The sequence below is a fragment of the Nostoc sp. genome, assembly GCF_035638895.1.
Lineage (GTDB): Bacteria > Cyanobacteriota > Cyanobacteriia > Cyanobacteriales > Nostocaceae > Nostoc.
In genome coordinates this window covers 1-9295 of record NZ_DASQZC010000014.1, presented here as the reverse complement: position 1 = coordinate 9295, position 9295 = coordinate 1, and the positions used below count along the sequence as shown (strand labels likewise).

Below are 9295 nucleotides of genomic sequence, written 5' to 3'. Positions count from 1 at the left end.
ATGGCGGCTATAAAAGGACACTTGCCACTGTCCCAAACCCTAATACTTGCGTGAATTACTGGTGGAGTAGACCCAACTGGGTAGCCCACCACTTGCTCTACCCCCGTTCTTGAGAGCGAAGAAAATATTTATTTAGCGATTAATCATCAAAATCAATTGGCTGACCGTTGAAATGTTTGTGAATACTTCCGGGAGTCAACCAACCTGGAATTGTAACTTTTTTATCTACTTCTGCATCGCCCTCTGAGTTGTTTAAACCGTTAATTATTGCAACTTTTAGAGGTGTCTTCCCATCGGTAGTTTTGCGGTCAATTTGAATAGTTCCTCTGCTTCTACCTTTAGCAGTTCCATCACTTCCACCAACGGCAGTATTAGTGAAGAAATGGGCAATACAGACTAATCTTTCTTCAGCTTTTCTAGGGTCGCTAAGAGATGCTTTAACAAACTTTTTGGCAGGCTCTTTTGTGATGTCTGACTCAGAATAGTTAGTGAATTCATCAACTAGTAACTGTTGCGGTCGCTTGTTAGGTTGGTTATTGATTCTGTCTAGCCAGCGTGAACGGGCATCATCAAAAGCTTGTCCTATCTCTTCTTCTGTTTGCGCTATCAACTGAGGGCTTAAGTATCTCCATGCTTTTCTGAGATTTTCGCCGGAGTGTGCATCTATTAGTTGATACAAGGGCATATCAAACAGATATTCTCTGAGCATGACAATCGAAGCTGCTAAAGTTGATTTACCGCTTCCAGCTTCTCCTAGTACCCAAACAGGTTTTTGATTGTCGATAATCTTCCACAACCAGCCATCCTCTGTAGCTCTGAGCGCTTCTATCAGTTGGTTTGCTCGTTGTTGATCAACTGATTGCTGATTGTCATTTTCTGCGATCGCGCTTTTGGTTTTACCCTCAATCTTGCCGCGTTCCTGGTCAGCTTTCGCCCTGTCTCGAAGATTCTCAGCAATGGTCTTATCCATCACAGAATGATTAACAGCACGGGCTTTCATAAAGTCCTCTAGCTGAATTCGAGCCTTAGCACGTTCGTTTTCCTCATCGGTTAGACCCAATTCTTTACGAGAATGAACGTCTAGGTCAGTTAATCCATCTTTTAAGCGTTCAGTGTAAAGCTGGGTCGAATGCTGCTTAACTTCACGTTTGTGCTTGTTTTGCTGCCAAGTTGCATAGTCGCCAGTCTTTTCCAGTTCGCCCAATTCATAATCCGTGCGCTTGAGGCGTTGCGAACGCACGAGCAAACAACCTACGACACCCCATAGCCCAATAACTGCAATCCCATATCCTAGCAACTGATTAGGGTTATCTGTGGGCAAATCACGCACCCATTGAATTGCATCGCCCTTGTAGGGAATGATGCTGCCATACAATCCGTAGCGCTGCCATTCTTCAGTCAGGACAAAACGCGGCTGGTTGCAAAAACGCTTATCCAAAGCTATTTGACTGTGTACACCGTTTGCTGACCTTGGGCAAAATTGAATTTGTGTCAAATCGTAGGGCTGACGTGTTTGCGATGTTGCTAGCCCGATGACTGCGGCTACACCACACACACCAGCCAGTGCTAACTCGAAAACACCTTGTTTCATGAGCGCCCCTTAAAAATAATTGCAATAGAGCCAATGAATAAAGCCAACGCGACTGCAATACTTACCCAAGGGTCTGATTGCGGGTTCTGTTTTTCAATGGTTTGGATGTCTTGGCTAATCTGCGTGACTGTTTCTTTAGTCAAATTCTCAAAATATTGATGGTCTTTGACTGCTAGCCAAGTTGTGATACCTGCAAACACCAAGCCCCCAGCAGTTTTTATAAGATTTTGCATATTATCTACCTCTAATCCATCACTGTTGTAATTAACTCTCAAGCCCGTTAGCCCAGCGAGAGAGCCAACGCTGCATATAGAAAACGAGAGCGAAATTGCCAGCCAGAGATTAACGCCACCGCCAGTTATTAAGAGATATTTAGCTATAAAGAATCCTGTAGAATTTAGCGACCAACCGACAAAGAATCTAGTCAATTTTTCCGTTGTATTGATAACATCTTTACGGTGCTGCTTGCGCGATTCTAGGTGTGATATTAAGTCTTTTGGTAACGGCGTATCGGGGGCGATTTCGCTTACTAATTGCTCTTGGTCGTCCTCAATGTCGTATGTCATATCCTTAAGAAGGTGTGGGGTTGCAGGTTTAGGGTGTAGGGAAAATCAGTACTTTTTCTGTACTAGAAAAGGGTTCCAAGATAGGGTGTACAAAAAGCCAGTTCTCTATTCCTCCCCACACCCTGCACCCTAATTTTGGTCAGAAACCTAGTAGGGCATCCTTGATTTTTTGTACAATTGAGCGTCCCGCATATTGTTTTTTCGGCTTGAAATCATCACGAGCGTTATCACCCATTTCTAAGTAATACTTGCCCAGTTCTCTATCATGTTGTAGGTCAATTGTTTGTTGTCTAATGTCTGTCTGCAATTCCGTCTGCAACATCTTGTATTCGCCATCAACTTGCATCATGTGTTTATCCACCCATGCTTTCAGCAATAGATGGTCTGTTGCTTGTTGATGGCGTAGCGCTTCTTTCTCCTTGGATGAAGTGAAATCAAGCTTCATCTCTTCTAAGATATTCGCTAGATGAGTGTCAGCTAAAATTGCTGACTGCACTGCTCTTTCAATCTTCTCGCCGCTAACACCAGCTTGTTTGTAGATGTCGCTTAGGACTACGTTTAAGTCCTCAGTCCCCTTGATGGCAGCTAACATTTGCTCTCTAACCTGTGGGGCGAATTCGCTAATCTTCGCCCCGTCATTACCCATTTGCCCTATCAGCTTCAGGGCTGATTTATCACCTGTTAGCGCTCTGACTACTAAGTTGGTAGATGCATTGAATTTAGTTTTTAATTGGCGCTCTAGGTGGCGTGATTTGGAAGTTACCAGATTCTTTAGCTTGATTGAACTTTTCACAGCGATACTCCTTCTCTGGGGTAAATATTTGGTTGCAGTGATACTCCATTCGCCTTACATATTGCTCAATAGCTGACTTACGTTTGAGATATTGCTGATAGCTTGATTGCTCTAGCATTGGCAGATACAAGCAGCTATACAAGGGTAAAATCACAGCACAAAGCGCACCCAAACTAACAGCAATTCTTGAGAAGTAGCTCATTTTCACCCAGCGAATCACCAAGCACTCTTGTAGCGTCAATTCATCACTATTGAGCCGCCTTGAGCCTTGCGAGGATTGAGAATTGGGTGCTTTTAATGTTTTGGCGGATGACTCCCATATCCGCTTTGATGTCTCCTGAGAAGTTATTAACCTTTTGGTTTAATCTAGAAGCTCTGTTGCTGACGTGTTCTCGCAAGTCTTGGGCGTTAGTCTCAAATGATTGCTCAATGACATCAAATTTCTGATCAACGTAGTTCTTGATTGCAGCCGTTACAGTACTAATAAATTGGCTGTAGTCGGTAAAAGTGTCGTCAACATTTTCAGCGATACTTAATGTTTCTTGTTCGGTTAATTCAAACCCCAGCGCGGATGATTGGGCTGTTACAATCTGACGCTTATCTGAGCTAGTTACAGTGATGCTGTTAATCTCTGGTGAGGCGATTGTAAGCTGACTGTTATCAGTCTCAGGGTCAGGCTGTACATCTTCTGACCCTACTAGAAACCTTTCTTCAACGAGTTCATCAACTACAGATAATTGGCTTGTCGATTTGACTTTGAGATAGTCAACGGCTTGACTCAATTGCTCTTTGGTAGGATTGTCAAGGTCATCGCACTCGACAGCGATCGCGGCAGATGTGTAATCGTCCTTGGTAAATCCTTGATAACCCTGTTTGTACAAACGAGCGCGGACATTGTTAGTAAATTTGTCAGACATGGTAATTGCTCCTTATAGGGCTAGTGTTAAAACTTCGATGGTCGCGGATTTCATCGGTTGTGAGCGCTTGTTGATTGCCCATTTAGCAGCAACAAACGCAACAAGGGCTAAATCCTTGCTCTGATATGAGTGAAGGGCGTTATAACTTAGATTTGCTTGGCTAAACCAGTAATAACGAGTGCTGCGTGGTACATCGTCAAGATTGATTTTTAGATAGTCTGCCAGCGCAACTAGGAATTGCTGACCTGTGTATTGAACTTCTTCGGCATCATAGAAGTGTTTAAAGGCTTGCCAGCGTTCGCTAAAATCAGAGGTTCTAAAAGAAAAGGCTGGACACTTACGCTTCATGCCTGCATAGGTTTCAACAATGCTTATGGCTTTTTCAGATTCAATGGAGAGCGAGAAATATTGCTTCAAAGATGCGACTGTGCGATACCAAGTGATATCTGAAATGCCCTTTCCCGTGATGCCCTCGTAAGTTTCTTTGAGCAAGCGATACTTAGCTACATATTTTTTTGTTGCCACATTAACTCTGTTTTATTACTGGAGTGTGTATAAAATTGACCGACTATCCGTAAATTCCAGTTATTTGATAGGCTAAATTAGCTAGAAACAGTTATCTTGATACGCTAAATTAGTTAGGCACTATCAATAACCTTGGATTTGGGACTTTAGACAAATGTTTTAGCCTTGGTTTTATCGGCTATAACCACGTAATAACAAGGTTTGTCAGCTTTGATGACATACTGACACTTTCTCGTTTACCCCCGCGAATACGCCCAATGGAGCCTAGTTTTGCGATGGCTACGCCCGCCGCAGGCATCGCGTCGTTCAACGGGGGCATTCAACGCGGTCACAAATCAAACACTTTAGAACAAGCTTTGCTGTATCCCCTGTCCCATTACTTCAGATTTCCGGTTGGCCACCATACCAGGGACTTCATAAATCCCATGTCTGACCTTGTTCTAATTTAGCTTGAGAGTGGCTGTCTTTTTCTGTCCGTCTAGTGGCTCGAATGTCCACTGTGGATGGTCAATCCTTGGCCCTTGGGCATTTACCCGTAAAGCGATACAGCGTACCCTTTATTTGATACACTTTGCGCTGTGACAGGGTAGAAGGTTCATAGACCGGAATTAAGTTATGCATCTTTCTTGTCGAGAGCGACACACGCGCCCGTTAAGCTTGCACCCAAGAAGACCGCTATAGAGGCGATCGCACTTCCTTCAAAAATCTTGGCGGTGTAAATCCATGTGGGTTGATATGCCTCACCTCTGCTTTCTTCAATCCGGTCAAAGCCGTGACAAAAGATAGTACCAACTACCATAAAGCTAGTAGTTACCAAGCTCACAATTGCTACTGATGACGCAGCATTAAGTATGAATGAGTTAATCTTTTCACGCCAAGTCTTCACACGGCGAATGTGCATTACTGGCTTTTGTTCTAGATATGAATGCCACTCTGAATTAGTAAAATTTGTGGGCTTGTAATCATAGGGAACGTGAAAATCAAGTAGTTCGCCTACTGCTTGAATTGCATCCCCTAGCATCACATCTGGGGAGTATTCCAGTTGGCTGAATTCTTCAGAATCTCGGATTTCTCTGAGCCAGCGATCTATTGCTTCTAACCTTCGTAATTGATTTTGATTAAGCATTGTTCTCTCAAGACGTATTTCGTTGAGTGCTTCTATCGCTGGTGGGTAACTTACAATCTGCTAATTGGTTCATCAAAAGTGAAATCTTCTGCTGGTAAAGATATTTGCGTAACTACTGTGGGCACTGATTTTGCCAAAGAATCGCGTTCATCTATATCAAAGGCTGGTAAAACTTCCCAAGTAGCTTCTAAATGCCTGCCGTACCTGGAAAACATCACATTAATTAGCTCTGTTAAACTTGCTAATTTGGTAGTTTTCAAAAGATGTTCGCCCTTTTCCAGCGCCGCACCCCTAATCACAACTCGCGCTTGAGCCATATTTTTGAGTCCTTAAGTAAGACATTTGCAGACATAACTGTGAGCATGGTTGCAATCAGATGCCCATGCCAAAAAACAAGATTGGACGCAATTGGATTGTTTTTGGTCTTCTAAAAAATTTGCAGACTTTCTGCGTCTTATAAGTTACTATATCACAATATCGCAATGTCGCAACATAGATACAAAAAAAATCTAAAGGAGGCATGGAATAATGGAGCAGGAGTTGCTACATCAGCACATTGCTACTGTGACAGATAAGAAAAAAGATCCTAACTACGGCTTGGTAAGAGGGTTGGTACCACAAGACCTACTCAAAAAATTCAAAATTTATTGTGTAGAAAATGGTGTGGATAACAGTCAGGGGCTGGAGAACCTATTGCGCGAGTATTTCGAGTGGAAAGACCAGGAAGGCAAGGAGGATAAATGAACACTGACATCAACCCGCTTTTAGTGCCATCCCTGCGATTACTAAAGCGATCGCCTCAGCCCAACTGTCCCCCTATTTCCTTTAGAAAGGAAATAGGGGACTGCAAAATAATGATTCTTAGGCATTCAGTCAACGCTGAACAACCTTGTATTTACAAAACCTATCAAACCAAGCTTTCAACCGGAGGCAGCAAATCTGGCTCAAACAACGGCTTGAAATAGCTGACACACATAATTGGCACAGAAAACTTTCCCTTGCTGGCGTTAAATGGCGGCTGACTGATGCACCAATCGATGAAATTCGCCTGCTGTTACCTGTACAGTCCTAGCAGATAAATTCGATTCAATTAGAGTTATCTTATGGCAGCAAATGATTTAAATTCGCAACTTCCATTAATCGTAAATCTCAACTTGATTAATCAAGAAGGTCAGGAAAACATTGACCTCAGTAAATTAATCATAGAAATTGATTCAACTTTATTTCCTAACCAGGAACAATTTATAAAAGCTTTACGCAGTCATTTATTACAGTCTTTCAAAGAAGTTCCTGTAACAACTTCCATCAATCTGAGAAAAATAGAAAACAATTCTTTTGAAAATGCCGAGGATGAATTATATCCTCCGGCTACCAAATCCCAAACGGAGAAAAGTAAAAATAGTAGTCAGGAAAACAGAAGTTATTTTGAAACTCCAGCTAATTCCATCCCAAATACTTCAATCACAGTTAGACAATCAAAATTATTTAAGTCCCAAGGCTTTGAAGCTGTTCCAACAGCAGCACTTATGTTTTCCAGTATTGACTCTCAAATCAAAAAAGAATTGTGGAAGCAAAATGAAAATGGCATAGCCTACTTACAACATAGAGCTAAGGGCGATTCTCAAAACTTCATTGAGCATTATATTGCCAACCCCGGTGATATTTCCATGCTCCCTTGGGATGAAGCACTGCAAATCATTGATAAATTTGGGTTTAACAGCGCCAAACTGCACTTAATCTTTGCTGCCTATGCAATGAAACAGGAAAGACCGTGGGAAAGCTTATTTATTCTCAATGCCAGCGACTTGATAAAAGATATAGGTTGGGATCAGCGAACTGATTTACCCAAACATAAAAAACTCTCAGAAATAGCCAAAACTGCGTTTGCATTAGATTGTTTGTTAGTTAAAGCAGTATGGATAGAAGGTAGGAACAAAAAAGGTGGAATAAATGCTAGTACCCCTGTAGGTCGAATGTGGAACATTACAGTTGTGCCCTATGGTCAGATAAATTTACAAGGGAAAATAGAAGAGCCTAATGAAGTTCAGTTAATTATTCAACCCGGTGCTTGGACTCAACATTTTTTGAACCGAGCCGGAGCCAAATCACGGGACGCTTTATATCAGTTTGGCTACTTAGCCCAGCAAGTTTTGAAAATTGACCCATACCATGATGAACTCGCGCTAAGGCTGGCTATATATCTAACATTGGATAGTCGGATTCGCCTTGATGGAAATTACAAAGTACAGGAGCTATTAGAAATTACATTCGCTAAACCGATTATAGATAAAGCCCAGTTAGACTTTCGCCGAGCGTATGACCTAAAGCAGCACTGGGATAGTGCCATAAAGCTACTGCTCAAGCTGAGATGGCAAATTGTGTTTGACCCGGAAACGTACCCTGAATGGCTAAAACCAGACTGCAAGGACAAGAAGCCTAAAGGCTACCTGAACAAGTTGCTGGATGCCAAACTCACCATCAAACCCCCAGCCCCTATCCCAGAATTGATAGCATCCAAGGCTAAACCTAAAATAGAACAATTACAATCCAAAGTTCAACCTAAGATAGAACAGTTACAGCCCAAAGCCAAGCCAAAACAGCTACAACACATCAGCTTGACTGGCAGCCAAGTTAAAGAAGCACGTATTGCCAAAGGTTGGACACAGACTCAGCTGGCTGGTTTTCTTGGGGTGTCCCAAAAACTCATCTCCCTGATTGAAAAAGGCGAACGCACCATCAGCCTAGCTCACACTAACAAGATCCGAAAACTTCTTGACATCTAATTTTGAGTATTAATGCTTAACGCTTCCTCGCAGCCAGCCACTTATTACCTGTGGTTGGCTATTTTTATATTCTTGCTTTGTTCTAAAAAAAATCACCAAGCAAAATAGGCTTAAAAGCCTTACTCCATAAAGTTTTCAGCTTTAGAACAAAGACTCTAGAATCCCCGGATGAAAACTCTAGAATCCCCGGATAATCTATTTTTAAAACCCTTACTCAGTAAGGGTTTCAGCTTTTTAGAACAGCCCTGATTAATTAGATTAATTAGATCAGTTTTGCCTAGTGGTTTTGGCCAATCTGGCATTATTTCTTGGTGTCCAAAAATATCAAAAACTTTTTGGCTACTGAAAACCTTAAGCTGCCCTCAAACCTTACTTCCCACAATAAGCATCCTGGCTTGTACCAACAGAGGGGGTAATGGCTGATAAGCGGCGGTTTCCTAGAAGGAGTGACTAATAAATGACAAACCCCGTAGTTGAGAGCAGAAGAACGGCGCTATCAGGGAAAAAATCTATTTACGATAGCGCTTTTTTACCCCCAGTCATACCTAGTAATAAAATCAAGTTTGCGTTTAACGCCACTGGCAGAAATAAAGACTGGGACTTTAAGAAACTTGCCGCCAACTTTCAAGATACAGAAGGCACTCTAGAAGATGTGCAGCACCACATTAAAGCAGGTCACGCCATCTGTGCTGGCTTGCTGGGTGGTAAATGGCGGAGTAAAGCTAACGTTATCGGTTCTCAATGGCTACTAATCGATATTGATAATTCCGATATCGCCCGTGATGCTTATGACTTGCCAATTAAAGACGAGAATGGAAATTCTATCAAAGTTTACGATCACCAATTAACCATAGAAGAAGCGCTAGTCCATCCCTTCATTAAAAAACACTGCGCCTTAATGTACACCACTGCCAGTCACAAACAAGACTGGCATAAATTCCGGTTGGTTTTCCTTCTCCCCGAATATGTCCAAGGTGCTGATACTGTAGAAGCT

The 9295-nt window shown here is 42.2% G+C and carries 11 protein-coding genes and 1 pseudogene; 4 read left to right on the top strand and 8 right to left on the bottom strand.

Features of this window, described 5'->3' with window-relative positions:
- Positions 1 to 139: 139 nt before the first annotated feature.
- From VE944_RS00395 to VE944_RS00360, 8 genes are all read right to left on the bottom strand, one after another.
- On the bottom strand, positions 140 to 1591 hold the full coding sequence (locus VE944_RS00395) for a hypothetical protein (protein WP_324970803.1): 1452 nt from the start codon (positions 1589 to 1591) through the stop codon (positions 140 to 142).
- Complete coding sequence (locus VE944_RS00390) at positions 1588 to 2157, bottom strand: hypothetical protein (protein ID WP_324970801.1); 570 nt, start codon at positions 2155 to 2157, stop codon at positions 1588 to 1590. Before VE944_RS00390 ends, VE944_RS00395 begins: the two co-directional genes overlap by 4 nt.
- A 139-nt stretch (positions 2158 to 2296) precedes the next feature.
- Positions 2297 to 2950, bottom strand: coding sequence for a hypothetical protein (locus VE944_RS00385; protein WP_324970799.1), 654 nt, complete (start codon positions 2948 to 2950; stop codon positions 2297 to 2299).
- On the bottom strand, positions 2877 to 3152 hold the full coding sequence (locus VE944_RS00380; protein WP_324970797.1) for a hypothetical protein: 276 nt from the start codon (positions 3150 to 3152) through the stop codon (positions 2877 to 2879). The genes VE944_RS00385 and VE944_RS00380 overlap by 74 nt, the downstream gene beginning before the upstream one ends.
- A gap of 46 nt (positions 3153 to 3198) precedes the next feature.
- A complete protein-coding gene (locus VE944_RS00375; protein WP_324970795.1) occupies positions 3199 to 3867 on the bottom strand; it encodes a hypothetical protein in 669 nt (222 codons plus the stop codon).
- 12 nt (positions 3868 to 3879) lie between these two features.
- Positions 3880 to 4392: a hypothetical protein gene (locus VE944_RS00370; protein ID WP_324970793.1), complete on the bottom strand. Its 513-nt coding sequence runs from the start codon at positions 4390 to 4392 to the stop codon at positions 3880 to 3882.
- 613 nt (positions 4393 to 5005) lie between these two features.
- Positions 5006 to 5518: a hypothetical protein gene (locus VE944_RS00365; protein ID WP_324970791.1), complete on the bottom strand. Its 513-nt coding sequence runs from the start codon at positions 5516 to 5518 to the stop codon at positions 5006 to 5008.
- Between the two features lie 50 nt (positions 5519 to 5568).
- Positions 5569 to 5835 carry a hypothetical protein gene (locus tag VE944_RS00360; RefSeq protein ID WP_069071944.1) on the bottom strand — a complete coding sequence of 89 codons (267 nt, stop codon included), beginning with the start codon at positions 5833 to 5835 and terminating at the stop codon, positions 5569 to 5571.
- Positions 5836 to 6046: 211 nt separating this feature from the next.
- Here VE944_RS00360 and VE944_RS00355 point away from each other — a divergent pair, with 211 nt between their 5' ends.
- The 4 genes and pseudogenes from VE944_RS00355 to VE944_RS00340 all read left to right on the top strand — a co-directional run.
- Positions 6047 to 6262 carry a hypothetical protein gene (locus VE944_RS00355; protein WP_094343774.1) on the top strand — a complete coding sequence of 72 codons (216 nt, stop codon included), beginning with the start codon at positions 6047 to 6049 and terminating at the stop codon, positions 6260 to 6262.
- 145 nt (positions 6263 to 6407) lie between these two features.
- Positions 6408 to 6590 carry a hypothetical protein gene (locus VE944_RS00350; RefSeq protein ID WP_324970784.1) on the top strand — a complete coding sequence of 61 codons (183 nt, stop codon included), beginning with the start codon at positions 6408 to 6410 and terminating at the stop codon, positions 6588 to 6590.
- 31 nt (positions 6591 to 6621) lie between these two features.
- Positions 6622 to 8301: a helix-turn-helix domain-containing protein gene (locus VE944_RS00345; RefSeq protein ID WP_324970781.1), complete on the top strand. Its 1680-nt coding sequence runs from the start codon at positions 6622 to 6624 to the stop codon at positions 8299 to 8301.
- Between the two features lie 457 nt (positions 8302 to 8758).
- Positions 8759 to 9295: pseudogene (locus tag VE944_RS00340) on the top strand (hypothetical protein); the annotation flags it as partial.